The organism is Microbacterium sp. STRO-1N, from assembly GCF_057748015.1.
This window is the reverse complement of sequence record NZ_CM173234.1, coordinates 2273722-2298160: the sequence shown is the minus strand read 5'-3', so window position 1 is coordinate 2298160 and position 24439 is coordinate 2273722. Positions and strand designations below refer to the sequence as shown.

Sequence of the window (24439 nt, the reverse complement as noted above, 5' to 3'; positions counted from 1 at the left end):
CGAACCGATACGCTGGGAGCATGACGCACTCGGGCAACCCTTTCGGACAGGTTCTCGTCGCGCTCGTCACTCCGATGACGGCCGACGGCGAAGTCGACTGGACCGCCGTCGAGAAGCACATCGACGATGTCATCACGGCAGGTGCTGACGGCGTCGTCGTGACGGGGACGACCGGCGAGACCTCGACCCTGACGGACGCCGAGAAGCTCAAGCTCGTCGAGGTCGGCAAGTCCGTCTCATCCGGCCGCGCCAGCATCATCACCGGCGGCGGATCCAACGAGACCGCGCACGCGATCGAGCTGTACAAGGCCAGTGAGAAGGCCGGCGCCGACGGCATCATGATCGTCACGCCGTACTACAACAAGCCCACTCAGGCCGGCATCCTGACGCACTTCCGCCTGGTCGCGGACGCGACCGACCTCCCGGTGATCCTGTACGACATCCCCGGCCGGACGGGCGTCCCGATCCAGTACGAGACGATCCTGCGGCTGGCCAAGCATCCGAACATCCTCGCTGTGAAGGACGCCAAGGGCGACTTCAGCGAGGTGAGCCGTGTGCTGAACCAGACCGACCTGATGTACTTCTCCGGCGACGACGCGAACGCGCTGCCGCACCTCGCCATCGGTGCGACCGGACTCATCGGTGTGACCGCCAACATCACTGCGACGCCGTATCGCACCATCGTCGACGCCGTGAACCGCGGCGACCTCGCCGCGGCGACGGCCGAGCACAAGCGCCTCGAACCGCTCGTGCGCGCGGTCATGACGCACGTGCCAGGCACCGTGTCGGCGAAGTACATCCTGCATGGGCTGGGACGCATCTCCAGCCCGCGCGTCCGCCTTCCCCTCGTGGGACCGGAGGAGTGGGAGGCCGCGCTCATCGAGGACGAGCTCGCACTCGTCACCGACGTGCCGGGCGCCGACTTCTCCAACTTCCGCCCCGACCGCAACGCGGCCGCCGGCGGTGCGCTGCCGAAGGTGCACGGCACGACGCGCTGAGACATCACGGGCGCGGAGCGCGCCTGACGCACGACCGGGCGCCTGACGCGCCTGACAGAGGAGACAGCATGTCCATTCCGATCGCCGCAGCGGCACCTCTCGAGGAAGGGACCCTGCGCGTCACACCGCTCGGTGGTCTCGAAGAGATCGGTCGCAACATGACCATCTTCGAGTTCGACGGGAGGATCCTCATCGTCGACTGCGGCGTGCTCTTCCCCGAAGAGCACCAGCCGGGCGTCGACCTGATCCTGCCCGACTTCGAACCGATCCGCGACCGCCTGGACGACGTCGTCGGCGTGGTCCTGACGCACGGACACGAAGATCACATCGGCGCTGTGCCGTACCTGCTGCGCCTCAAGAACGACATCCCGCTGATCGGCTCCGGACTCACGCTCGCCCTCGTCGAGGCGAAGCTCAAGGAGCACCGGATCAAGGCCTTCACCCTCACGGTCAAGGAAGGCCAGCAGGAGAAGGTCGGCCCCTTCGACCTCGAGTTCATCGCCGTCAACCACTCCATCCCGGATGCTCTGGCCGTCGCGATCCGCACGTCGGCGGGGCTCGTGCTCGCCACCGGCGACTTCAAGATGGATCAGTTGCCGCTGGATGGTCGGATCACCGACCTGCGCGCGTTCGCTCGCCTTGGCGAAGAGGGCGTCGACATGTTCATGGTGGACTCGACGAACGCGGACGTCCCCGGCTTCACGCCGACCGAGCGCTCGATCGGACCGGTGCTCGATCAGGTGATCGGCAAGGCGCCGCGACGGGTGATCGTCGCGAGCTTCTCCAGTCACATCCACCGCGTCCAGCAGGTGATCGATGCCGCGCACGCGCACGGGCGTCGCGTCGCCTTCCTCGGCCGCAGCATGGTGCGCAACATGACGATCGCGGAGCAGCTCGGCTACCTGCAGGTGCCGGAGAACGTCCTGATCGACTACAAGAAGGCGCGCGACCTGCCGGACGACCAGATCGTCTACATGTCGACGGGATCGCAGGGCGAGCCGATGGCTGTGCTCAGCCGCATGGCGAACCTCGACCACGCGATCGAGGTCGGCGAGGGCGACACCGTGATCCTCGCCTCCAGCCTCATCCCGGGCAACGAGAACGCGGTCTACCGGGTGATCGACGGGCTCACGCGGCTGGGCGCGAACGTCGTGCACAAGGCGAACGCCAAGGTGCACGTGTCCGGCCACGCGGCCGCCGGCGAACTCATCTACTGCTACAACATCCTCGAGCCCCGCAACGTCGTCCCGATCCACGGCGAGTCCCGTCATCTGTTCGCGAACGCGAAGCTCGCCCAGGAGACCGGCATCCCCGAGGAGCGCACGTTCATCATCTCCAACGGCACCATCCTTGACATGAAGGACGGCGACGTCCGTGTGGCCGGCCAGCTGGACATCGGCTTCGTGTACGTGGACGGCTCGACGATCGGCGGGATCACCGACGCTGACCTGAAGGATCGCCGAATCCTCGGCGAAGAGGGGTTCGTGTCGGTCATCGTCGTGGTGGATGCGGGCACCGGGCGGATCATCACCGGACCGGAGATCCACGCCCGAGGCATCGCCGAGGACGACGCCGTCTTCGAAGACGTCGTCCCGAAGATCGTCGCCGCGCTGAAAGAGGCCTCCGGCAATGGCGTGCGCGACACGCATGCGCTGTCTCAGGTCGTGCGGCGCACGATCGGCCGCTGGGTCAACCAGAAGCTGCGTCGACGCCCGATGATCGTTCCCCTCGTCATCGAGGCCTGACGCCGTCATCCGGCGTTCGGATTCACGGCTGAGCGACATCACGACGTAACAGGGGCCCAATACGCTCCTGTCATGTCGGACCCGCATCAGATCCGCCCGGCGGTCCAGGCGGACGCCGCCTTCCTCGCCGACATGGTCGTAGAGGCGGCGAACTGGCGCGCCGGCGGTGCGCGGCCGCGTCACGAGGTGGTCGGCTCCCCGGAGCACCGCCGGTACATCGCGGGATGGATGCGGCCGGGGGATGCCGGATTCGTGGCCGTCGAGGATTCCGGCGTGCCGATCGGTGCGGCCTGGTACCGGATGCTTCCGCAGAACGACCCCGGATTCGGCTACATCGGCACTGGGGTCCCTGAGCTCATCATCGGCGTCCGGCCGATCTGGCGCGGACAAGGCGTCGGCCGAACGCTGCTGCGCGCCCTCGTCGCTCATGCCGGTGCGCAGGGACACAGACGGATCAGCCTCAGCGTCGAGCGGGACAACCACGCGGCGGCGCTGTATCGCGGCGAAGGATTCGTGACCACGGGGAACGGCCTGCTCCGGCAGACGATGGTGCATCGGCTCGGATGAGCTGTCGCGCCGTGATCCCGCGGAATGCCGCGTCACTGCGGGGAAATGTCGGACCCCGGCAATACCGTAGAGGACATGGCCAGGAGTACCACGAAGACCCAGCGCGCGTCCGAGAGCGCTTCGGCGCGCTCGAAGCGGCAGACGGGATCGCGGTCGTCGTCGAAGGCCGCACCGGCGCCGAAGAAGTACATCGACGATGCCGACAAGCCGCCCCTCATCGTCCGCGCCTGGACGGGGTTGGCGCACGGCGTCGGCGGTCTGTTCCGGGCGTTCGGTCCCGAGACGCTCGAGAAGGATGATCGGCGGGACGGTTTCCCGCTGTTCCTCGTCCTGCTCGCGTGCCTCGGCGCCGTCGATGAGTGGTTCTTCATCGGGAACGAGGTCGCGCAGACCATCAGCGCCTACACCGTGGGCGGGCTCGTCGGACGCACGGCGTTCCTCATGCCCGTGCTGCTGCTTCTGCTGGCGGGCTGGCTGTTCCGGCATCCGTCGTCCGTGCACGACAACGGGCGCATCGGCATCGGCTTCGCACTGATGGTCCTGTCGATCGCCGGGATCTGCCACGTCGCGGGCGGGCAGCCGCAGCCGAGAGACGGAATGCCGGCGCTGAGCGCATCGGGCGGCCTGTTCGGATGGATGCTGGGGGAGCCGCTGGCGTACCTCACACCGATCGTGGCCTACGTCGTGCTCGGCCTGCTGATCGTGCTCAGCATCCTGATCCTCACGAAGACTCCGCCGAACCGGATCGGGCGCCGTCTCGGCGACCTGTACGCCTGGATGTTCGACGCCGAACGGCCCGAGAAGCCGACGGAGGAGCCGTCGGCTGTCGACGACGCCGACAAGACCGATGACCCGGACGTGCTGCCGTGGTGGCGTCGGAACAAGACCGGACGGGAAGAGGATCCGGACACGACGGTCGGTTCGCAGGATCTCACCGAGCTGCTGCCGACCCAGACGGCCCCGACCAGGGCGACCCCTGCGTACGATCAGGCGGTCGTGGTCGCCGATCCGCAGGATGCCGCGACCGAGGTCCTGACCGATGTCGAAGCGCTCACGGCGATGCTCTCCGAGCAGCAGTCCACCGCCCTCATGGACGATACGGGTGACACCGGAGAGCAGCCGGAGCTCCCCGGCCTCGACGGGTTCGGCACCGAGGGATCGGGCGACCGTGGACGCCAGGCGCCTGTCGCGCCCTATCACCTGCCGCCGCCCTCCGTGCTCGCCGAGGGTCCGCCTCCCGTCGTGCGCTCGGAGGCGACGGACCGCGTCATCGAGCAGATCACGAACGTGCTGACGCAGTTCAAGGTGGATGCCAAGGTGACCGGCTTCTCGCGGGGGCCGACGGTGACCCAGTACGAGGTCGAAGTCGGGCACGGCGTCAAGGTCGAGAAGATCCTGCAGCTCAGCAACAACTTCGCTTACGCCGTCGCGTCGAACGATGTCCGCATCCTCTCGCCGATCCCCGGCAAGAGCGCGATCGGCATCGAGATCCCGAACGCCGACAAGGAGATGGTGGCGCTCGGCGACGTGCTCCGCTCATCGGCGGCGCAGAAGAGCACTCACCCGATGACCATCGGCGTCGGCAAGGATGTCGGCGGCAACATCGTCGTCGCGAACCTGGCCAAGATGCCCCATCTTCTCGTCGCCGGTTCCACCGGTTCCGGTAAGTCGAGCTTCGTGAACTCGATGATCACCAGCCTGCTCATGCGCGCCAAGCCGGCGGACGTGCGGATGGTGCTCATCGACCCGAAGCGGGTGGAGCTCACCAGCTACGCGGGCGTGCCGCACCTGATCACCCCCATCATCACGAACCCCAAGAAGGCCGCAGAGGCGCTGCAATGGGTCGTGAAGGAGATGGACATGCGGTACGACGACCTCGCGTCGTTCGGCTTCCGGCACATCGACGACTTCAACCGTGCCGTCCGCGCCGGCGAGGTCGAGGTGCCCGTCGGCAGCGAACGGGTCCTCAAGCCCTATCCGTATCTGCTCGTGGTGGTCGACGAGCTCGCCGACCTCATGATGGTGGCGCCGCGCGACGTCGAGGACTCGATCGTCCGCATCACGCAGCTCGCCCGCGCATCCGGCATCCACCTGGTGCTGGCGACGCAGCGGCCGAGCGTCGACGTCGTCACCGGCCTCATCAAGGCGAACGTGCCATCGCGCCTCGCCTTCGCCGTGACGAGCGTCACCGACAGCCGCGTCATCCTCGACTCGCCCGGTGCCGACAAGCTCATCGGGCAGGGTGACGCGCTGTTCTCGCCCATGGGATCCTCCAAGCCGTTCCGTCTGCAGGGCGCGTGGGTGAACGAGAGCGAGATCGACGCGGTCGTCAAGCACGTGACTGCGCAGGCCCGCCCCGAGTACCGTCCAGACGTGGCAGAGGCCGTGGAGGGCAAGAAGAAGGAGATCGACGAGGACATCGGCGACGATCTCGAGGTCCTGCTCGCCGCCGCGGAGCTCGTCGTCTCGTCCCAGTTCGGATCGACCTCGATGCTGCAGCGGAAGCTGCGCGTCGGATTCGCCAAAGCGGGTCGCCTCATGGACCTGCTGGAGTCGCGCGAGATCGTCGGGCCATCCGAGGGATCCAAGGCACGCGACGTGCTGGTGACGGCTGAGCAGCTGCCCGAGGTCCTTGCGCATATCCGAGGCGATGAGCCTCCGGCATCCGCGCCGTCGGCGGCAGCATCGTCTCCCGTGCCGCACGCGGCGGAGCACGATCCGATCGAGGAGCAGTTCCGAGGTCTGCCCGTCGAGGAGGCCGAGGGCGACGAAGACGCCTGGGGCCTGACGGGTCGCGACTGATGGCCATCCCGCGCCAGCTGCCGAACGCGATCACGATCGCGCGCATCCCGCTCGCCGCGGTGTTCTTCGTGCTGCTGCTGCTCGGCGGCACGTACGGTTCCGGCGACATCGTCATGCGGTGGATCGCCGGGGGGCTGTTCGTGATCGCGATCTCGACGGACTGGGTCGACGGCTACCTCGCTCGTAAGTACGACATCGTCAGCGACTTCGGCAAGCTGTGGGATCCCATCGCCGACAAGCTGCTGACCGGCGCCGGTTTCGTCGGCCTCGCGATCCTCGGCGAGTGGCCGTGGTGGGTCGTGATCGTCATCCTCCTCAGGGAGTGGGGCATCACGGTGCATCGCTTCATCGTGGCGAAGCAGCACATCGTGGCCGCCGCCTGGATGGGCAAGGTCAAGACGGCGCTGCAGGGAGTGACGCTGGGCTGGTGGCTGCTGCCGCTGCACGAGTTCATCGGAATGGACTGGTGGACCGGTATCGGCGATGTGTTGATGTACGCGACGCTGCTGCTCACGGTTCTCAGCGGCATCGACTATGTCGCCGCGCAGCTGAGGGGCGCTCGATCGGCGGGCCGATCGTGAGCAGCGCAGCGGATCTGGTGGCGCTGCTGAGCGAACGCGGCTGGACTCTCGGCATCGCAGAGTCGCTGACCGGGGGAGCGGTGAGTTCGGCAGTCGTGGCGGTACCGGGGGCCTCGGCGGTCCTCAACGGCGCTGTGGTCTCCTACGCGACGCCGGTCAAGCACACGCTGCTCGGCGTGGATGCCGGCCTGCTCGATGAGCACGGACCGGTGCATCCTCGTGTGGCGGAGCAGATGGCCGACGGCGTGCGCACGGCTGTCGCAGTCGCGGGCCGCGATGCGGATGTCGGCATCTCGACCACCGGCATCGCAGGCCCGGCTTCGCCGGACGGACAGCCCGTCGGAACCGTTCACGTCGGCGTCGCGACTCCGGCCGGAACCCATTCGGTCGCCTTCCGGTTCGGCGGCGATCGGGAGGAGATCCGTCGGCAGTCCGTCGATGCCGCGATCTCGGCGACGCTGCGCGCCCTTCAGGAATAGGACGAGCTCCTCGTCGGTTGTACCTGTCGTGCTGAATGCTCAGGATGCCGTGCTCACAACTGAACCACAGACAGAAACACTAGTTTTTTCTTCAGCCGGTCGGGTTAGACTGGCGATCCGCTCGGCGTCGAACTCGACGACCGGGAACGAGAGGAGGTTCCGATGATTCTTGTACGCCAGGAGATCGGCGATGTGCTGAGGGACTTCCGCCTTCAGAAGGGGCGCACGCTCCGTCAGGTGGCCAGCAAGGCCTCCGTCGCGCTCGGCTACCTCAGCGAGGTGGAGCGCGGTCAGAAGGAGGCCTCGAGCGAGATCCTCGCCTCGGTCGCCGAAGCGCTCGACGTTCCCATTTCGACGATCATGCGCGAGGTCGGCGACCGCATCTCGGTGATCGAGGGCCTGCAGGTGTTCCCGGACGTCGTTCCGGACGACCTGGTGGCCTCGATGGAGCCCGAGCTCTCGTTGCACTGAACTCGGACTGATCCGTTCGATGCGACGAAGTGAGTTCCTGCGTGCCGTGGACGCCGAATTCGGTGCGCGATCAGCGACGCTGGTGAATGACCTGGTGCTCGGCGAGGTCGGCTCGCGGACGGCGTCCGAGGCGCTCGCGGCCGGCGTGCCGCCGCGCGAGATCTGGCTCGCGCTCTGCGCGGAGACGGATGTGCCGCTCGAACGCCGCCATGGTGCGGGGCGCCTGGAGCCGCGTCAGCGCTGAGCCTCGATCAGCGCGCGTGGCGTAGCGATCTTCGATAGCTCGGTCGGCGTGTCGTCGAAGATGTGTTCGAGATGCGCGTATCGTTCTGCACAAGTGGTGATCAGCCCTTTGTTGTCCACAGTTCCCGGGACCCTGCGACGCGATGTCGGAGGCCCCACCTACCGTGGGGGACATGGCCGAAAGCCATACGCCTTGTCGGAGAGTCGACCCAGCCAGGGGAGGCCGCGACAGCCTACAGGCGGCAACAGCGCGAGCAGAAGGAGCACGTCATGCCATCACCCGCAGACCGCGAGAAGGCCCTCGAATCGGCCCTCGCCCAGATCGACCGTCAGTTCGGAAAGGGCTCGGTCATGCGACTGGGCAGCGACGACCGAGCTCCTGTCGAAGTCGTCCCCACCGGCTCCATCGCCCTGGACGTCGCACTCGGTGTCGGCGGTCTGCCGCGCGGCCGGATCATCGAGATCTATGGTCCCGAGTCCTCCGGTAAGACGACGCTGACGCTGCACGCGATCGCGAACGCCCAGCGCGCCGGCGGCATCGCGGCGTTCATCGACGCAGAGCATGCCCTCGACCCCGACTACGCGAAGAAGCTCGGCGTCGACATCGATGCACTGCTCGTGTCGCAGCCCGATACAGGAGAGCAGGCGTTGGAGATCGCCGATATGCTCGTGCGCTCCGGTGCGATCGACCTGGTCGTCATCGACTCCGTCGCAGCGCTCGTTCCCCGCGCGGAGATCGAGGGAGAGATGGGCGACTCGCACGTCGGACTGCAGGCGCGTCTGATGTCGCAGGCGCTCCGCAAGCTCACGGGTGGCCTCAATCAGACCAACACGACCATGATCTTCATCAACCAGCTGCGTGAGAAGATCGGTGTCTTCTTCGGTTCGCCCGAGACCACCGCGGGTGGTAAGGCGCTGAAGTTCTACGCCTCCGTGCGACTGGACATCCGTCGTATCGAGACGCTGAAGGATGGCACCGAAGCGGTGGGAAACCGCACGCGCGTCAAGGTGGTCAAGAACAAGATGGCACCGCCGTTCAAGCAGGCGGAGTTCGACATCCTCTACGGCATCGGCATCTCGCGGGAGGGCAGCCTGATCGACTTCGGCGTGGAGCACGGCATCGTGAAGAAGTCGGGCTCCTGGTACACCTATGACGGTGACCAGCTCGGTCAGGGCAAGGAGAACGCGCGTACGTTCCTCATCAACAACCCCGACATCGCGCTCACGATCGAGACGCAGATCAAGCAGAAGCTGGGCATCGGCGGTGCCGCGGCTGCTCCTGAGGCTGCGGACGAGCTCGCCCAGCGTCGTCCGGCCTGATGACCGGTGAGATCGGGGGCGAGGAGAACCTCGCCCCCGTTATCCCGCTCTTCGGTCGGGATGCGCAGACGAAGCCCTCGTCGCCTTCCGTAGCCGAAGACGATGCGGATGCCGGCACGCCGAGCGCACAGCATCCGGCTCACGGCGGGCAGGCACGCGCGACGCCGAAACTGAGAGCGCTGCGCCCGCACGAGGCCACCACGGCCGACGGCGAAGGGGGTGAGAGCGAAGGTGTGGATCCGGGCAGGATCCGCGAGCAGGCCGAAGAAGTGCTCGTGCGCAAGCTGCGGTCACGCTCGCTCTCGATCGCCGAGGCGCGCACCGTGCTGAAGGGCTACGAATCACAGGGACAGCGCGTCGACGCTGCGCAGATCGACGATGTCATCGACGATTTCTGCCGCCGCGGCTATCTCGATGACGCGATCCTCGCAGGTCACCTCGTGACCTCCGGGGTCGAGCGCAAGGGCCAGGGGCGAGTCGCGCTCAGTCGTGCTCTCGCACAGCGCGGCCTCACGCGCGACGTCATAGACGCCGCTCTCGACGAACTGCCGGATGATGATGCGGAACGCGCGCTGGAATTCGCCCGCACGAAGGCGAGGTCGCTCGCGCGGCTCGACAACGACACCGCTCTGCGGCGCCTGATCGGTCAGCTCGCCCGTCGAGGTTACAACGGCGCGGTGGCGATGAAGGCGGCCAAGGCGGCGCTGGCCGAGTCCGGTTCCGGCGCTTCCAGCGGCGGCGTGAGGTTCGTCGACTCCGACTGATACCTGAAGAGCTCGGTGTCGACCGGTCGCTCGTACAATGGAGTCATCATGACTACTCCGCGCAGCGAACCGACGATCATCGCGCCTTCCTCTGCGGCTGTCGACGTCGATGGACGGCAGCGCTCCTATGAGGTGCGAACCTTCGGATGCCAGATGAACGTGCACGACTCCGAAAGGCTCTCCGGGTCCCTCGAGAGCGCCGGGTACGTCAAGGTCGCATCCGGCGAAGAGGCCGACGTCGTCATCATCAACACGTGTGCCGTCCGCGACAACGCGGCAGGCAAGCTGTACGGCACTCTCGGGCACCTGAAGAGCCGCAAGGACAAGCACGAGGGCATGCAGATCGCCGTGGGCGGCTGCCTGGCGCAGATGGACAAGGATGCGGTGCTCGACAAGGCGCCCTGGGTGGACGTCGTCTTCGGCACGCACAACATGGGGTCGCTTCCCGGCCTGCTGGAGCGGGCTCGCCACAACGGCGACGCCGAGCTCGAGATCCTGGAGTCGCTCGAAGTCTTCCCTTCTACGCTTCCCACCAAGCGGGACTCGGCGCACAGCGGCTGGGTGTCGATTTCGGTCGGTTGCAACAACACCTGCACGTTCTGCATCGTGCCGAGCCTGCGCGGCAAGGAGAAGGACCGGCGCCCCGGCGACATCCTGAACGAGATCCGTCTGCTCGTCGAAGACGGAGCGATCGAGGTCACCCTGCTCGGTCAGAACGTGAACTCCTACGGTGTCGAGTTCGGCGACCGTCAGGCTTTCGGCAAGCTGCTGCGCGCGGCCGGCGAGATCGATGGTCTGGAGCGCATCCGGTTCACCAGCCCGCACCCCGCCGCGTTCACGGATGACGTGATCGCCGCGATGGCGGAGACGCCTGCGGTGATGCCCCAGCTCCACATGCCGCTGCAGTCCGGCAGCGACCGCATCCTCAAGGCCATGCGCCGCTCGTACCGGAGCGAGAAGTTCCTCGGCATCCTGGATCGGGTGCGCGAGCGGATCCCCAACGCGGCGATCTCGACCGACATCATCGTCGGATTCCCCGGCGAGACCGACGAGGATTTCGAAGAAACCATGCGGGTCGTGGAGCAGGCGCGCTTCGCCAACGCGTTCACGTTCCAGTACTCGATCCGCGAGGGGACGCCCGCGGCGACCATGGCGGATCAAGTTCCTAAAGAGGTCGTGCAGGAGCGCTACAACCGCCTGCTCGCCCTGCAGGAGCGGATCTCGCTGGAGGAGAACCAGAATCAGGTCGGTCGCGAGGTCGACGTGCTGGTCTCGGTCGGCGAGGGGAAGAAGGATGCCGAGACGCACCGTCTGACCGGTCGCGCCGAAGACAATCGTCTCGTGCACTTCGAGGTGACCGAGGGATCCGAGATCCCGCGTCCTGGTGATGTCGTGACCGTGACGGTCACGCACGGTGCGCCGTTCCACCTGCTCGCGGATGACCCGACCGGTGCTCCACTGCAGATCCGCCGCACGCGCGGCGGAGACGCGTGGGACCGTGCGCAGGCCGAGTCCTGCGCGGTGCCGGAAGCATCCGGTTCGACCGGCGGGTCCGGCGCGGTCTCGCTGGGTCTGCCGACGCTGCGCGTCGGAGTGTGACCGCTCTGATCTCTCGCCGAGGCCCCGTGCTGCCTGCGACACCCCGTGTTCGCACGATCACGACGGGGAATCGCAGACACGACGGGGTCTCAGTGCGTTGTGGAAGGATGCTCGCGTGAATGCGCGGGTCTGGGCGATCGTCGGCGCGACGGGAACAGGCAAGAGCGATCTCGCCCTGCGACTCGCCGCTGAGCTCCGCGCACGCGGCAATCCTGCGGAGATCGTCAACGCCGACGCGATGCAGCTGTACCGCGGCATGGACATCGGGACGGCCAAGCTGCTACCCGAGCAACGTCGCGGCGTCCCGCACCATCTGCTCGATGTGCGCGAGGTGACCGACGAGGCGGCCGTCGCCTGGTATCAGCCGCTGGCGCGCGACGTGATCGCCGGCATCCATGCGCGCGGAGGGGACGCGATCCTCGTCGGCGGTTCGGGACTGTACGTCTCCAGCGCGATCTTCGATTTCCGCTTCCCGCCGAGGGATGCCGCGGTACGCGGCCGTCTGGAGCGCGAGCTCGAGTCCTTCGGCGCCGGTGCACTGTATGCGCGCCTGCAGGATCTGGACGCCGTGACGGCCGCGCGTGTGGATCCGAAGAACGGGCGGCGGATCGTGCGTGCGCTGGAGGTCCTCGCGCAGGGCGAGGCCACGCATGGGGCAGCCCTGCCGGATGCACCGGCGCTGTGGCATTCTCCCACCCGTATCCTCGGTGTGCATGTCGAACGTCCGGAGCTCGTCGAGCGACTGGATCGTCGGGTGGAGCAGATGTGGCAGCAGGGAATGCTCGACGAGGTCGTCGCGCTTCGTGCACACGGGCTCGAGGACGGTGTCACGGCTCGGAGAGCGATCGGCTACGCGCAGGCTCTCGCCCAGTTGGCGGGGGAGAAGTCCGAAGCGGAGGCGATCGCTGAGACGCAGGCGTTGACCCGCCGGTATGCACGACGTCAGGTGTCCTGGTTCAAACGCTATCCGGGGATCGAATGGATCTCGCCGATGTCGGATGCCGGTGACATCCTGGGGGAATGACCACCCACTACTTCACGGCCACCAGCCTCGACGGATTCATCGCCACGCCCGAGCACTCGCTCGACTGGCTGCTCAAGCAGGACTTCGACGAATCGGGCCCGATGGCGTATCCGGGATTCATCCAGAACATCGGGGCGCTGGCGATGGGATCGTCCACGTACGAGTGGGTGATGAAGAACGAGGAAGGCAAGTGGGGTTACGAGCAGCCGACCTGGGTGTTCACGCATCGCGAGCTGACAGCGCCGGAGGCGGGTGACGTGCGTTTCACTCAGGCGGACGTCCGCGAGGTCCATGCCGCCATGCTGGATGCCGCCGGTGGCAAGGACCTCTGGATCGTGGGTGGGGGAGACCTGGCCGGTCAGTTCGCGGATGCCGGTCTGCTCGATGAGGTCTGGTTGCAGTATGCGCCGGTGACGCTGGGCGGTGGTGCGCCGGTGCTGCCACGCACGCTCGACCTCGAGATGGTCGAGTTCGCGCGCAACAAGAACTTCCTCTGCGGGCGATATCGGGTTCTTTCTTCCGAATAGGCTGTCGAGGTGGCGCACACCTTCTCGCTCATCCCCGCTTCGTACGTGTTCCTGCGAAGGGACCGGGAGGTCCTCCTGCAGCTGCGCCAGAACACCGGTTACATGGACGGTTGCTGGGTCGCCGGTGCTGCCGGGCACGTCGAGCCCGGTGAGACCGCCAGGCATGCGGCGGTTCGCGAAGCCGCCGAAGAGCTGGGCGTGATCCTGCTCCCATCGGATCTGACGCTCGCAACGGTCATGCAGCGCACTGATGGCACGGACGCGCCGCGTGAGCAGCGCGTCGAATGGTTCTGGACCGCGACCTCCTGGGAGGGCGAGCCGGCGATCCAGGAGCCGCACAAAGCGGCCGATGTCCGGTGGTGGTCGCTGGATGCACTGCCTGATGAGGTGCCGGACTACGAGAAGTCAGTGCTGACCGGATTGCGCACGGGTGAGCTGCCGATGGATTCGGCGTTCGGGTTCGCCCCATGACCCTCGCGATCAGGCCGTTCGAACGGCCGGATGCCGAGGCGGTGGTGGCACTCTGGAAGGAAGTCGGTCTCGTTCGGCCGTGGAACGACCCGTACGCGGACATCGAACGCAAACTGACGGTGCAGCCCGAACTGTTTCTGGTCGCCGAGGACTCCGGCCATCTCGTCGGATCGGTCATGGCAGGGTACGACGGGCACCGGGGCTGGATCTACTACCTCGCCAGCGCCGCCCATCGGCGTGGCGAAGGCATCGGCGGCGCGCTCCTTGTCGAGGCGGAGCGACGGCTGCTGTCGATGGGGTGTCCGAAGGTGCAGCTGATGGTGCGCACCGATAACGCCACGGCGATGGGGTTCTACGATCACCACGGCTACGAGCAGTTCGACGTCGGGATGACCGGCAAGCGGCTGATCGTCGACTGAGCGGGGATCGACAGCTGCCGGTCAATAGACTGGAGCCATGGTCGCATTCACCAAGGGTCACGGTACGGGCAACGACTTCGTCATCATCGCCGACCCCGAGGGCGAGCTCGACCTGAGCCCCGAGCAGGTGGCCGCCCTCTGCGATCGGCACTTCGGGATCGGCGCCGACGGGGTGCTGCGCGTCGTGCGGTCGAACGCGATCGCCGAGGGTGCTGTGTCGCTGGCCGAAGAACCGGCCGCGGAATGGTTCATGGACTACCGCAATGCGGACGGTTCGATCGCGGAGATGTGCGGCAACGGCATCCGCGTCTTCGCGCACTACCTGGTGCGCGCAGGCCTCGCGTCGATAGAGCCTGGATCGACGCTGCCGATCGGCACGCGCGCCGGCGTGCGCGACGTCACGCGCAGCGAAACCGGATATCAGGTGGACCTCGGCCGCTGGAAGCTGACCGGAACCGATCCGCTGGTGCGGGCCCGCGGCCTCGAGATCGCACGCCCCAGCACCGGGATCGATGTGGGCAATCCGCACGTCGTGGTGGCGCTCGCCTCCGATCAGGAACTCTCCAGCCTCGAGCTCGAGTACGCGCCCATCCTCGATCCTCAGCTGCCTGCAGGAGCGAACATCGAGTTCGTCGTACCCGGGGAGCCGCTGGTGCGCGACGGCATCGGTCACGTGTCGATGCGCGTCTTCGAACGCGGCGTCGGCGAGACGCTCAGCTGCGGAACCGGAGTCGCCGCGACCGCCCTCGCCGTGCGGCACTGGGCAGGGGATCGGGCGCCTGACAATTGGCGCGTCGAGGTACCAGGCGGAACGCTCGGCGTGCGCATGTTCCCGGCGGAAGATGGCGAGCACGTCGCTCTTTCCGGGCCTGCGCAGCTCGTGTTCCGTGGTGAGATCGACCTGGTCTGAGTGCCCCGCGTTCGTGAGGGATGAGCGCCCGATCGGGCTGGTGATCTTCGACTGCGACGGCGTGCTCGTCGACAGCGAGAAGCTCGCGGTACGCGTCGACCGGGAGGTGCTTGCAGATCTCGGATGGGAACTGAGCGAGCGCGAGATCGTGCATCGTTTCGTCGGACGCTCGGCCGCGCATTTTCGCGCCGAGGTCGAGGCGCACCTCGGGCTTCAGCTCCCGGACGATTGGGAAGCGCCGTATCAGCATCTGTACGACGAGGTCTTCGAGCGCGAACTCGAAGCCGTCGTCGGCGTCGTCGAAGCCCTCGAACACATCGGACCGGCCCTGGCGACGTGCGTCGCGTCCAGCGGCTCGTACGAGAAGCTCGACCGCACCCTCGGTATGACCGGTCTGCTCCCGCGGTTCGAGGGGCGCATCTTCAGCGCGGTGGATGTCGAGAACGGCAAACCCGCTCCCGACCTCTTCCTGCATGCAGCCGTCCGCATGGGAGTCGCTCCCGAGGCGTGCGTCGTCATCGAGGACAGCAGGTTCGGCGTCGCGGCGGCTCGTGCGGCGGGTATGCGGGCGTTCGGGTATGCGGGCGGGATCACTCCTCGGGAGTGGCTCGAGGGCGAGGAGACCACGGTGTTCGACGACATGGCTCGGCTTCCGGAGCTGCTCGGTCTGTAGCCGATCCATGGCCGCGACCGGGAGACCTGGTCGAGGACCTCTATGCCGCGCGCGTCGCTTCGAGCTGATGGACCGTCCGTTCGACGCCGATCAGCGTCGACACCACGTCGTCGAGCAGCGCACGCTGCCCGCCCGGGGTGATGAGGTCGTCGTCGGCCATGAGTCCATTCGACTCCGGGCCTCCGACATCGGAGCTCGAGCCCTACCGATCAGGCGACGTCGATCGGTTCCGTCGGCGGCGTGCCGTGCTTGCGAACCTTGAGCACCCGGTATCCCTTGCCTGTCGCAGTGCGGAACACGCTGTATCCCGGATGGAACGTCGCGGCGATCCAACGCTGAAGCGAATCGGCGCCGAGATTGCGCTGCACGACGAGCCAGGCATCGCTGCGCTCATCGAGACGGGGGATCCACTGCTCGAGCATGTCGTGCAGGATGTCCTTGCCGACTCGGATGGGAGGGTTCGAGCGGATCGTGCGGAAGGTCACGTCGGCGGGAACATCCTCGGGCCGCACCGCGTTGATATTGTCAAGCCCGAGAGCAGAGGCATTGCGCCGAACAAGATCAAGCGCGCGCTCGTTGACATCGACGGCCCACACGGTGGCATGCGGTGCCAGCATCGCCATGGTGAGACTGATGGGCCCCCAGCCGGCTCCGAGGTCGAGGAAATCCCCACCGGGCGGTACGGGTGGCATGTTGGCGAAGAGGACTGCAGTGCCGGCATCCAGCCGCTCGGGACTGAAAACACCCCCAGCTGTCGTCACCGTGACCGGCCGACCGGCCAGCGTCACATCGATGGTGCGCAGATTCTCGGGGCTTGCCGGGGCCGCAGTGAAGTAGTGGTCGGACCCCATAGAGGCGAGCGTACCGGACAGTGGGGGTTAAGGTTAAGGCGCTCCACGTGAGAAACAGAGAACAGGGACGGATGACGGAAACCACGAACGACAAGCGCACGGATGAGACGGTCGATCGCGTCCTGGCGAACGCCGAACAGCGCACTGAAGCGCACGTGTTCGGATCCGCACAGGCGATCCAGGATGCTTCGACAGCAGCGCACACGGACGCCGACGGCGCCCAGTGGGACCTCGAAGACCGTCACGCACTGCGTCGGGTCGCCGGGCTCTCCACGGAGCTCGAGGACGTCACGGAGGTCGAGTACCGCCAGCTGCGGCTCGAGAACGTGGTCCTGGTCGGCGTCTACCCGCAGGGCGCCCAGGACGATGCCGAGAACTCGTTGCGCGAGCTCGCCGCACTTGCCGAGACGGCTGGCGCTGTCGTGCTCGACGGCTTGCTGCAGCGACGACCGCACCCGGACCCCGCGACCTACATCGGACGCGGCAAGGCGCAGGAGTTGAAGGGCATCGTCGCCGCCACCGGCGCGGACACCGTGATCGCCGACACGGAACTCGCACCCAGCCAGCGCCGCGCGCTGGAGGACGTCGTCAAGGTCAAGGTCATCGATCGCACCACCGTGATCCTCGACATCTTCAGCCAGCACGCCAAGAGCCGCGAGGGCAAGGCGCAGGTCGAACTGGCGCAGCTCGAATACCTGCTCCCGCGCCTGCGTGGCTGGGGTGACTCGATGAGCCGTCAGGCCGGTGGCCAGGTCGGCGCCGGCGGCGCCGGAATGGGCTCGCGCGGGCCCGGTGAGACGAAGATCGAACTCGACCGTCGTCGCATCAGGACCAAGATGGCGCTGCTGCGTCGTCAGATCCGCGACTTCAAGCCTGCCCGCGAGGCCAAGCGCGCTGAACGCAAGCGCAACACGATCCCGTCGGTCGCGATCGCCGGCTACACCAACGCCGGCAAGTCGAGCCTGTTGAACGCGCTCACCAGCGCCGGAGTGCTCGTCGAGAACGCGCTGTTCGCCACGCTGGATGCCACGGTGCGCCGCACAGAGACCACCGACGGACGTGTGTTCACGTTGACCGATACGGTCGGGTTCGTGCGCAATCTGCCGCACCAGCTGGTCGAGGCGTTCCGATCGACGCTGGAGGAGGTCGGCGAGGCCGATGTCGTGCTGCACGTCGTCGACGGCTCGCACCCGGACCCCGCCGGTCAGCTGCAGACCGTGCGCGACGTCCTCGGCGACGTGGGTGTGCGCGACATGCCGGAGATCGTGGTCTTCAACAAGGCCGATCTGATCGACGACGACGAGCGTCTCGTGCTGCGCGGCCTGGAGCCCAACGCGCACTTCGTGTCATCTCGATCCGGAGAGGGCATCCCCGAACTGCGAGCCGCCGTCGAGGAGGCGCTGCCGAAGCCGGCCATCGAGATCCACGCACTCGTGCCGTACGATCGCGGCGACCTCGTCGCGGCGATCCACGAGACGGGCATGCTGCTGTCCTCTGAGCACGGCGAACACGGAACTGCCGTGCACGCACGCGTCTCCGAGCGCCTCGCCGCCGAGCTGGCACCGTTCGCTGTCGCGAACTGATCCGTTCCCCGGCGCGCAGGGCGAGCTGCGCGTCGGGGGTCAGTTCGCGGTGAAGCGGGCCTCGACGGTGGCGGAGACCACGATCTCGTCCGGCTCGTACTCCATCGAGGGCGAGGAATCCGCAGCGGCGAAGGCCGCGCCTCGTGCCTTGAAGGCGGTCACCTGCGGCGCCTGCTGACCGCTGGAGATGAGCCCGACGTCGGCGATCTCCACCGGGACCACCGTGGAGCGCCCGAGGGCGCCCGCGTAGGCTTCGGCGCGTGTGACGGCGACACCGACCGCGGATGCCGCGACCTCGCGTTCGACGCGATCGCGTGTCTCGGGAGTGAGATGCCAGTCGACCCAGCCGATCTCGATGCCCTCCCACGCGGAGATGTCGGACACCCAGACCGAGAGTTCGGATGCCTCGGTGAACGTCGCCGTGAAGTCCACTGTGGCGTAGTACACAGGGGCGAGACGCTTGCCGTCGCTGCTCCACGGACGCTCGGCGCGGACCGAGAGGCGCTGGCTGGTCCATTCCGCGATGGTGCCGGCATCCGATCGCTCGACGAGTCCTGCACGCAGCGGCTCTGCGAGGCCGAGCGCGTGCTCGACGACGACGGCTCGGTCGGGCCCATCGGCGCGCACGGATACGCGGACGGTGGCGCGCTCAGGCGCGATGCGTTCTTCGCTCTGGCCGCGAACGGTGATGGTGACGTCGCTCATGCGATGACTCTACGCGAGGTGCCGGGAATGGCGTGGGGCCCGGATACGTTGTAGTCTGAGATGCTCGGGTGTTCCGGCATCCGATTGGTAATTCCACAGTGCGACAGCGGTCCCTTCGCAAGAAGGACCACGGGGCTGATCGGTTTCGACAGCGCCTGTGAATCCACGAGAAGCGGGCCGAGGATGCAGGGTTATCTCGTGAACGCTCCCTGCAAAACAATAGTTGCCGAAACAAAGCGCAACGACTTCGCCCTCGCTGCATAAGCGAGCCCGATAGTCCGTCAGGCCGTATGTGATTCCGATACGGATCCTGGCGTCATCTAGGAATCTTGCTGCGTGATGGCGTCTGGACGTCACGCGGGACTCTTCCCAGGCTGGGCTTGTCGACTTAGGTGTCTGTGACAAAGGTCGGAGCCGAGCAGAACGTCTGCACAGACTGCGCCCGGAGAAGGCGTGGAGACTCAGCGTTGGACGGGGGTTCGATTCCCCCCAGCTCCACCGAACCGCTGTCGCGAATGAAGAGGCCCGCCTCCCGTGAACCACGGGAGGCGGGCCTCTTCGTCTGTCACGGCGCGTCGGTCACGGCCAGTTGATCAGGATCAGACTCTGCTTCGTGTCGGCGAAGCGCACCCAGCCGTCGCCGAACAGGTAGGTCATGCCGTACCCGTCCTCATCGACCTGGAAGGCGGATTCCGCCGGCTCGGTGAAGTACAGTGCTCCATCCACGTTCTCGCGCTCCCAGCCCTGGGCGAGCAGCTCGCTCTGCGCGGCTGCCGTCTGGTCCGGCGTCAGCTCGCCCCACGCGAAGAACTGGCCATGGTCGGATGCTTCCTCCCAGTTCGCCCAGGAGCAGTGGATGCCGTTCTCGATCACGATCTCGCCGATGCGGAACTCGGACTGCTTCGCGCTCCACCCGAGGTCGGTGAGGGTGCTGACGGTGCCCGGCGTCACGAGTGTCTCGCAGGTGGGGTCCGCTGCGGGCTCCGGCTCACCGGTGGGTTCGTTGACGACGGGCGCGCTGGTCTCGGCGGCCGGCGGCGGCGTGGCCGCCTGGGTCTCGATCGGTGCGGGGGTCTGCGCGCACGCGGCGAGACTCAGGACGAGCAGAAGAGCGGCGGCTGCGGCGAGGGGGATGCGGGGGATCATCACGGGCCTTGTCGGTGGGCGTCAGTCGGACGGGTGCAGGAGCTCGAGGAACGCGTCGTGCAGGACCCCGTTGGTGGCGAGTGTCGAAAGCGCCGACAGCGTCTCGATTCCGTCGTAGGACGTCATGCGCCCGCCCGCCTCGCGGACGATCGGCACGGCAGCCGCGATGTCGTACTCCTTGACGTCGAATTCGGCGACCATGTCGATCCGGCCTTCGGCCAGCAGCATGTACGAGTAGATGTCGCCGTAGGCGCGGTCGCGCCATACGCGGGACGCGAGGCGAATGAGGTCGTCGAGCTTCCCGGCATCCGCCCATTGCGCGATGCTCTGGAAGCTGACGCTCGCATCATCCAGGGTGTCGACGGACGAGACGCGCAGCTCGCGCGATTCAGCAGATGTGCCCGTCCAGGCGCCGAGCCCCGACGCTGCCCACCAGCGGCGCTCCAGCGCCGGCATGCTGACCACGCCGACCTGCGGTACTCCGTCGATCGCGAGGGCGATCATCGTCCCCCACAGCGGGACGCCGCGAAGGAAGTTCGCCGTGCCGTCGATCGGGTCGATGATCCACTGGCGGTGCGTGGAGCCCTCCGTGCCGTACTCCTCGCCGAGGATGCCATCACCAGGTCGCTCGGCAGCGAGGATGCCGCGGATCGCACGTTCCGTCGCCAGGTCGGCGTCCGTGACGTGGGAACGGTCGGCCTTGCGCGAGACCTCCAGGTCGGCGGCATCGAAGCGCGGCAGCGACTGTTCGTCGGCGGCCTGGGCGAGGCGGAGAGCGAGGTCGAGATCACCCCGGAGTTCGGCGGCAGCGGGGGAGTCGGTCACCCCACCAGAATAGCCGTCAGGGCAGTGTCTCCCTCGGCGCGGGCAGGCTGTTCACAGCGTCTCCCTAGGCATGCCGGCCTCGATTTCATTTGCGGCCGACAACCTGGTAACGTAATTCCTCGGCCGGGCAAGACCGGCCACGCACCTCTAGCTCAATCGGCAGAGCAACTGACTCTTAATCAGTGGGTTCTGGGTTCAAGTCCCAGGGGGTGCACGGATCAGCCTCAGAAGACTCTCGCCAGTCGACTGGGGCTTTTCTGCTTCGTCCGCGTTGCACTGCAGACGGCGGGAGGAATCCGATGATGAAGACGACCGGCGGTGCCCCTCGTGCACTGGTCCTCGGTGCCAGCGTGCTCGTCGCCGTGATCTTCGTGAGCGGGTGCTCTGCGCCGACTGGTGACGATGCGGAACCCTCCACCTCCGCAGTGTCCGTCATTGCGGACGATCTGGACGTGCCATGGTCCGTCACCTTCCACGACGGCACCGCGCTCGTGAGCGAACGCGAGTCGGCACGCATCCTCGAGATCGGCGATGACGGCGCCGTGCGCGAAGTCGGCACGATCGCCGATGTGCAGCCGCGCGGCGAAGGAGGGCTCCTGGGAATCGCAGCCCACGACGACCATCTCTACGTGTACCTCACTGCGGCGCAGGAGAATCGCGTCGACCGCTACGAACTCACCGGCAGCGCCGGTGCGCTCGGGCTCGGCCCCTCGGAGTCGATCCTCACCGGCATCGATGCGGGCACGAATCACAACGGAGGGCGCATCGCGTTCGGTCCTGACGGCATGCTGTACGTCACGGCAGGGGATGCCGGGAATCGCGACGCGGCCCAGGACCTCGAATCGCTCTCCGGCAAGATCCTCCGTCTCGCACCCGACGGATCGATCCCGGACGACAACCCGTTCTCCGGGTCCGCGGTGTACAGCTACGGTCACCGCAATCCTCAGGGTCTCGCGTGGGACGAGGACGGTGCGCTGTACGCGAGCGAGTTCGGTCAGGACACCTGGGACGAGCTCAACGTCATCGAGCCCGGTGGGAACTACGGCTGGCCGGATGCCGAGGGGGCCGCGGAACAGCCGGGACTGATCGATCCGGTGCAGCAGTGGGCCCCGGCGGATGCGAGCCCCAGCGGCATGGCGATCGTCGACGGCACCATCCACATCGCGAATCTGCGCGGCGAGCGGCTGCGCGAGGTCCCGGTCGACGACCTCGGGGCGTCCACTGAGCGGCTCGCCGGCGAGTACGGGCGACTGCGCGACGTCGTGATCGCCCCTGATGGGGCGCTCTGGATCGTCACGAACAATACGGATGGCCGTGGCGACCCGCGTCCCGGCGACGATCGCATCATCCGTGTCCCACGTGGGGTGGCGTGAAACCGGCTGACGCCGACCCACGCACTCGGCCCACCGTCTCAGCGACGGTGGGCCGGGTGGGGAAGTACCGGTCAGCGCCGGACCGGTATGCCTCCGGTGTCGTCGCTGACGGAATCCGAGCCGCCGGCTTCAACGGCGATCGGGGCACCGCTGCGCGACTGGGCTTGCAGCCGCTCGGCCTCGTCCCCGCTGATCGCTTCGCCTCGGGCCACGAGTCCGGCCTGATCGGACAGTGGGATCTGCTTGAGGAACAGCGAGAGCACGAGCGCCAGCAGGATGAACGGGATCAGGTACCAGAACACCGGCGCCAGGGCGTCGGCGTAGGCCGTCACGATGCCGTCGCGCACGTCATCCGGCAGCGTGCTGAGCGTCGCCGGGTCGATCGTGGAAGCCGCCTGCGAGGCGGCATCCGGCGACGCGCCGGCTTCAGCGAAGACGCCGAGAAGGTTCTCGGTGAGACGCGTCGTGAAGATGGTTCCGAACACTGCGGTGCCCAGCGACGCGCCGACCTCGCGGAAGTAGTTGTTCGTGCTCGTCGCCGTGCCGATCTCGTTCGCCGGGACGGCGTTCTGCACCACCAGCACCACGACCTGCATGATGAGGCCGAGCCCTGCACCGAAGAAGAACAGGAACACGCAGATGAGCCAGATCGGCGTCGAGGCGGACAGGGTCGTGAAAGCGGCCATGGCGAGGCCGGTGATGATCGTGCCGAGGATCGGGTAGATCTTGTATTTGCCGGTCTTCGAGATCGCGATACCGGAGCCGATCGATGTGCCCATGAGCCCGACCATCATCGGGATCATGAGGAGTCCGGATGCCGCGGCTGACGTGCCGGAGGACATCTGCAGGAACGTCGGGACGAACCCGATCGCGGCGAACATGCCGATTCCGAGAACCAGCCCGATCGCGGTCGCGTTCACGAAGATCGGATTGCGGAACAGGCTCAGCGGGATGATCGGATCCTGCACGCGCGATTCCGTGATGACGAACGCGGTCGCGGCGACGACGAGCCCGGCGCCCCATGCCCAGGTGGCGGCAGAATCCCAGCCGAACTCTTTGTCGCCGCCGAAGTCGGTGAAGAAGATCAAGCAGGTCGTCGCGATCGACAGGAAGATGACGCCGAAGATGTCGATCGGCTTCTCGGCTTTCTTGCTGGGCAGCTTCAACGCGACGAGCGCGATGATGAAGGCAGCGATACCGACCGGGATGTTGATGTAGAACGCCCATTGCCAGGTCATGTGGTCGACGAAGAAGCCGCCGAGCAGGGGCCCAGCCACGGCCGAGAGGCCGAACACGGCGCCGAGCGGGCCCATGTATTTTCCTCGCTCGTTGGCCGGCACGATGTCGGCGATGATCGCCTGAGACAGGATCATCAGGCCGCCGCCGCCGAGGCCCTGCATCGCGCGGAACACGACGAACATCCAGAAATCGGTGGCGAAGGCGCAGCCGACGGACGCGAGTGTGAACAGGGCGATCGCGACCAGGAAGAGGTTGCGTCGGCCGAGCACGTCGCCGAACTTGCCGTAGATCGGCATGACGATCGTCGTGGCGAGCAGATACGCGGTGGTGATCCAGACCTGGTGGTCCACGCCGCCGAGCTGGCCGACGATCGTCGGCATGGCGGTGGAGACGATCGTCTGATCGAGGCTGGACAGCAGCATGCCTGCGATGAGTGCGCTGAAGATGAGCCAGATGCGCCGTTTGGTGAGGAGGAAAGGCGCATCCGTTGGTGCGATGGCGGACATCAGTGAGCTTTCTGTGGTGGTGTCAACGTGGAGCGGGCGATCTCGAGCCGTCGGGTGAGGAGATCTTCGAAGGATTCGGGGGAGTGGTGTTGAAGGAGCTCGTCCATGCACATCCGCACGAGGGCGCCGAAGACGTGCACGATGATCTCTGCGCGCAGACGGGATTCGACGTCGGTGCCGATGCGGCGCTGGATGAGCTCGATGTCCCGGCGTTCGTTCGCCCCAAGATGCTCGATGGCGGCTTTGAGCAGACGCGGCTCCTCCTCGATGATCGCGAGGATGGCCGGTGCCTCGCTGACCGGATCGAACAGCGCCCACCGACGGATCATCATCGAAGCGAAGTCGTCGATGATATCGCCGGATTGGGAAGCGAACTCCTCAGCGAGGGCGCGTTCGGCGTCGTCGACGAGGGCAAACCCGAAGATCGCGTTCTCTTTGCTCTCGAAGTAGTTGAAGAACGTCCGGCGGGAGACGCCCACCTCGGCGCACATCTCCTCGACGGTGAATCCGGTGAACCCGCGTGCGCCCGTCAGTCGGCGCGCGGCATCGGTCAGTGCGCGCGCGGTCTCGCGCTTGCGTTGGCCTCGCAGGGACTCTGCACTCTCGCTCATAGAGTGC

The 24439-nt window shown here is 66.9% G+C and carries 25 protein-coding genes, 1 tRNA gene and 1 other RNA gene; 21 read left to right on the top strand and 6 right to left on the bottom strand.

The annotated features are described in order from the left end of the window. The first annotated feature begins 20 nt into the window (after positions 1–20). The 17 genes from dapA to AC3ANJ_RS11040 all read left to right on the top strand — a co-directional run bounded on the left by dapA (position 21) and on the right by AC3ANJ_RS11040 (position 15593). Positions 21–998, top strand: a complete 978-nt coding sequence (gene dapA / locus AC3ANJ_RS11120; RefSeq protein ID WP_488316359.1) for a 4-hydroxy-tetrahydrodipicolinate synthase — start codon at positions 21–23, stop codon at positions 996–998. A 68-nt stretch (positions 999–1066) separates the two neighbouring features. Beyond that, positions 1067–2743 carry a ribonuclease J gene (locus AC3ANJ_RS11115; RefSeq protein WP_488316358.1) on the top strand — a complete coding sequence of 559 codons (1677 nt, stop codon included), beginning with the start codon at positions 1067–1069 and terminating at the stop codon, positions 2741–2743. Positions 2744–2815: 72 nt separating this feature from the next. Continuing rightward, positions 2816–3310, top strand: a complete 495-nt coding sequence (locus tag AC3ANJ_RS11110; RefSeq protein ID WP_488316357.1) for a GNAT family N-acetyltransferase — start codon at positions 2816–2818, stop codon at positions 3308–3310. Positions 3311–3385: 75 nt separating this feature from the next. Beyond that, positions 3386–6112, top strand: coding sequence for a DNA translocase FtsK (locus AC3ANJ_RS11105; RefSeq protein WP_488316356.1), 2727 nt, complete (start codon positions 3386–3388; stop codon positions 6110–6112). Further along, on the top strand, positions 6112–6693 hold the full coding sequence (gene pgsA, locus AC3ANJ_RS11100; protein WP_488316355.1) for a CDP-diacylglycerol--glycerol-3-phosphate 3-phosphatidyltransferase: 582 nt from the start codon (positions 6112–6114) through the stop codon (positions 6691–6693). The genes AC3ANJ_RS11105 and pgsA overlap by 1 nt, the downstream gene beginning before the upstream one ends. Then, positions 6690–7172 (top strand): CinA family protein, encoded by a 483-nt coding sequence (locus AC3ANJ_RS11095; RefSeq protein ID WP_488316354.1) that lies wholly within the window; start codon positions 6690–6692, stop codon positions 7170–7172. The genes pgsA and AC3ANJ_RS11095 overlap by 4 nt, the downstream gene beginning before the upstream one ends. A 162-nt stretch (positions 7173–7334) precedes the next feature. Next, entirely contained in the window at positions 7335–7643 is a 309-nt protein-coding gene (locus AC3ANJ_RS11090) for a helix-turn-helix domain-containing protein (RefSeq protein WP_406249884.1), read from the top strand. Between the two features lie 19 nt (positions 7644–7662). After that, positions 7663–7887, top strand: coding sequence for a DUF3046 domain-containing protein (locus AC3ANJ_RS11085; RefSeq protein ID WP_406249885.1), 225 nt, complete (start codon positions 7663–7665; stop codon positions 7885–7887). Positions 7888–8156: 269 nt separating this feature from the next. Next, a complete protein-coding gene (gene recA / locus AC3ANJ_RS11080) occupies positions 8157–9206 on the top strand; it encodes a recombinase RecA (RefSeq protein WP_406249887.1) in 1050 nt (349 codons plus the stop codon). Next, on the top strand, positions 9206–9970 hold the full coding sequence (locus tag AC3ANJ_RS11075; protein WP_488316353.1) for a regulatory protein RecX: 765 nt from the start codon (positions 9206–9208) through the stop codon (positions 9968–9970). Before recA ends, AC3ANJ_RS11075 begins: the two co-directional genes overlap by 1 nt. Before the next feature lie 48 nt (positions 9971–10018). After that, positions 10019–11569: a tRNA (N6-isopentenyl adenosine(37)-C2)-methylthiotransferase MiaB gene (gene miaB, locus AC3ANJ_RS11070; protein ID WP_488316352.1), complete on the top strand. Its 1551-nt coding sequence runs from the start codon at positions 10019–10021 to the stop codon at positions 11567–11569. A 115-nt stretch (positions 11570–11684) separates the two neighbouring features. Then, positions 11685–12593: a tRNA (adenosine(37)-N6)-dimethylallyltransferase MiaA gene (miaA, locus tag AC3ANJ_RS11065; protein ID WP_488316351.1), complete on the top strand. Its 909-nt coding sequence runs from the start codon at positions 11685–11687 to the stop codon at positions 12591–12593. Then, positions 12590–13120, top strand: a complete 531-nt coding sequence (locus AC3ANJ_RS11060; RefSeq protein WP_488316350.1) for a dihydrofolate reductase family protein — start codon at positions 12590–12592, stop codon at positions 13118–13120. Before miaA ends, AC3ANJ_RS11060 begins: the two co-directional genes overlap by 4 nt. A 9-nt stretch (positions 13121–13129) precedes the next feature. Then, on the top strand, positions 13130–13591 hold the full coding sequence (locus AC3ANJ_RS11055; protein ID WP_488316349.1) for an NUDIX hydrolase: 462 nt from the start codon (positions 13130–13132) through the stop codon (positions 13589–13591). Next, complete coding sequence (locus AC3ANJ_RS11050; RefSeq protein WP_488316348.1) at positions 13588–14010, top strand: GNAT family acetyltransferase; 423 nt, start codon at positions 13588–13590, stop codon at positions 14008–14010. Before AC3ANJ_RS11055 ends, AC3ANJ_RS11050 begins: the two co-directional genes overlap by 4 nt. Positions 14011–14047: 37 nt before the next feature. Then, entirely contained in the window at positions 14048–14920 is an 873-nt protein-coding gene (gene dapF / locus AC3ANJ_RS11045; RefSeq protein ID WP_488316347.1) for a diaminopimelate epimerase, read from the top strand. A gap of 13 nt (positions 14921–14933) precedes the next feature. After that, a complete protein-coding gene (locus AC3ANJ_RS11040) occupies positions 14934–15593 on the top strand; it encodes an HAD family hydrolase (protein WP_488316346.1) in 660 nt (219 codons plus the stop codon). Positions 15594–15802: 209 nt separating this feature from the next. Here AC3ANJ_RS11040 and AC3ANJ_RS11035 read toward each other — a convergent pair whose 3' ends face one another. After that, positions 15803–16444, bottom strand: a complete 642-nt coding sequence (locus AC3ANJ_RS11035; protein WP_406250520.1) for a class I SAM-dependent methyltransferase — start codon at positions 16442–16444, stop codon at positions 15803–15805. A 71-nt stretch (positions 16445–16515) separates the two neighbouring features. Between AC3ANJ_RS11035 and hflX the strand changes: the two genes are divergently transcribed. Then, entirely contained in the window at positions 16516–18027 is a 1512-nt protein-coding gene (gene hflX, locus AC3ANJ_RS11030) for a GTPase HflX (protein ID WP_488316345.1), read from the top strand. Positions 18028–18066: 39 nt separating this feature from the next. Here the strand turns inward: hflX and AC3ANJ_RS11025 are convergent, their stop codons facing one another. After that, positions 18067–18732, bottom strand: a complete 666-nt coding sequence (locus AC3ANJ_RS11025) for an SIMPL domain-containing protein (protein ID WP_488316344.1) — start codon at positions 18730–18732, stop codon at positions 18067–18069. Between the two features lie 131 nt (positions 18733–18863). Here AC3ANJ_RS11025 and ssrA point away from each other — a divergent pair. Then, positions 18864–19233: a transfer-messenger RNA gene (gene ssrA, locus AC3ANJ_RS11020) on the top strand. A 78-nt stretch (positions 19234–19311) separates the two neighbouring features. Here ssrA and AC3ANJ_RS11015 read toward each other — a convergent pair. Together AC3ANJ_RS11015 and AC3ANJ_RS11010 are read right to left on the bottom strand one after the other, a co-directional pair. Then, the gene (locus AC3ANJ_RS11015; protein ID WP_488316343.1) at positions 19312–19878 is read right to left on the bottom strand and encodes a hypothetical protein; all 567 of its coding nucleotides are present in this window, start codon (positions 19876–19878) and stop codon (positions 19312–19314) included. Positions 19879–19899: 21 nt separating this feature from the next. Beyond that, positions 19900–20703, bottom strand: coding sequence for an inositol monophosphatase family protein (locus AC3ANJ_RS11010; RefSeq protein WP_488316342.1), 804 nt, complete (start codon positions 20701–20703; stop codon positions 19900–19902). Between the two features lie 141 nt (positions 20704–20844). On the opposite strand from AC3ANJ_RS11010, the gene AC3ANJ_RS11005 reads away from it, so the two are divergent. Together AC3ANJ_RS11005 and AC3ANJ_RS11000 are read left to right on the top strand one after the other, a co-directional pair. Beyond that, a tRNA-Lys gene (locus AC3ANJ_RS11005) sits at positions 20845–20917 on the top strand. An 85-nt stretch (positions 20918–21002) separates the two neighbouring features. Beyond that, positions 21003–22076, top strand: a complete 1074-nt coding sequence (locus tag AC3ANJ_RS11000; RefSeq protein WP_488316341.1) for a PQQ-dependent sugar dehydrogenase — start codon at positions 21003–21005, stop codon at positions 22074–22076. Between the two features lie 71 nt (positions 22077–22147). On the opposite strand, the gene AC3ANJ_RS10995 is transcribed toward AC3ANJ_RS11000, so the two are convergent. Both AC3ANJ_RS10995 and AC3ANJ_RS10990 read right to left on the bottom strand, forming a co-directional pair. After that, entirely contained in the window at positions 22148–23821 is a 1674-nt protein-coding gene (locus AC3ANJ_RS10995) for an MDR family MFS transporter (RefSeq protein WP_488316340.1), read from the bottom strand. After that, positions 23821–24432, bottom strand: coding sequence for a TetR/AcrR family transcriptional regulator (locus tag AC3ANJ_RS10990; RefSeq protein WP_488316339.1), 612 nt, complete (start codon positions 24430–24432; stop codon positions 23821–23823). The genes AC3ANJ_RS10995 and AC3ANJ_RS10990 overlap by 1 nt, the downstream gene beginning before the upstream one ends. Positions 24433–24439: the final 7 nt, after the last annotated feature.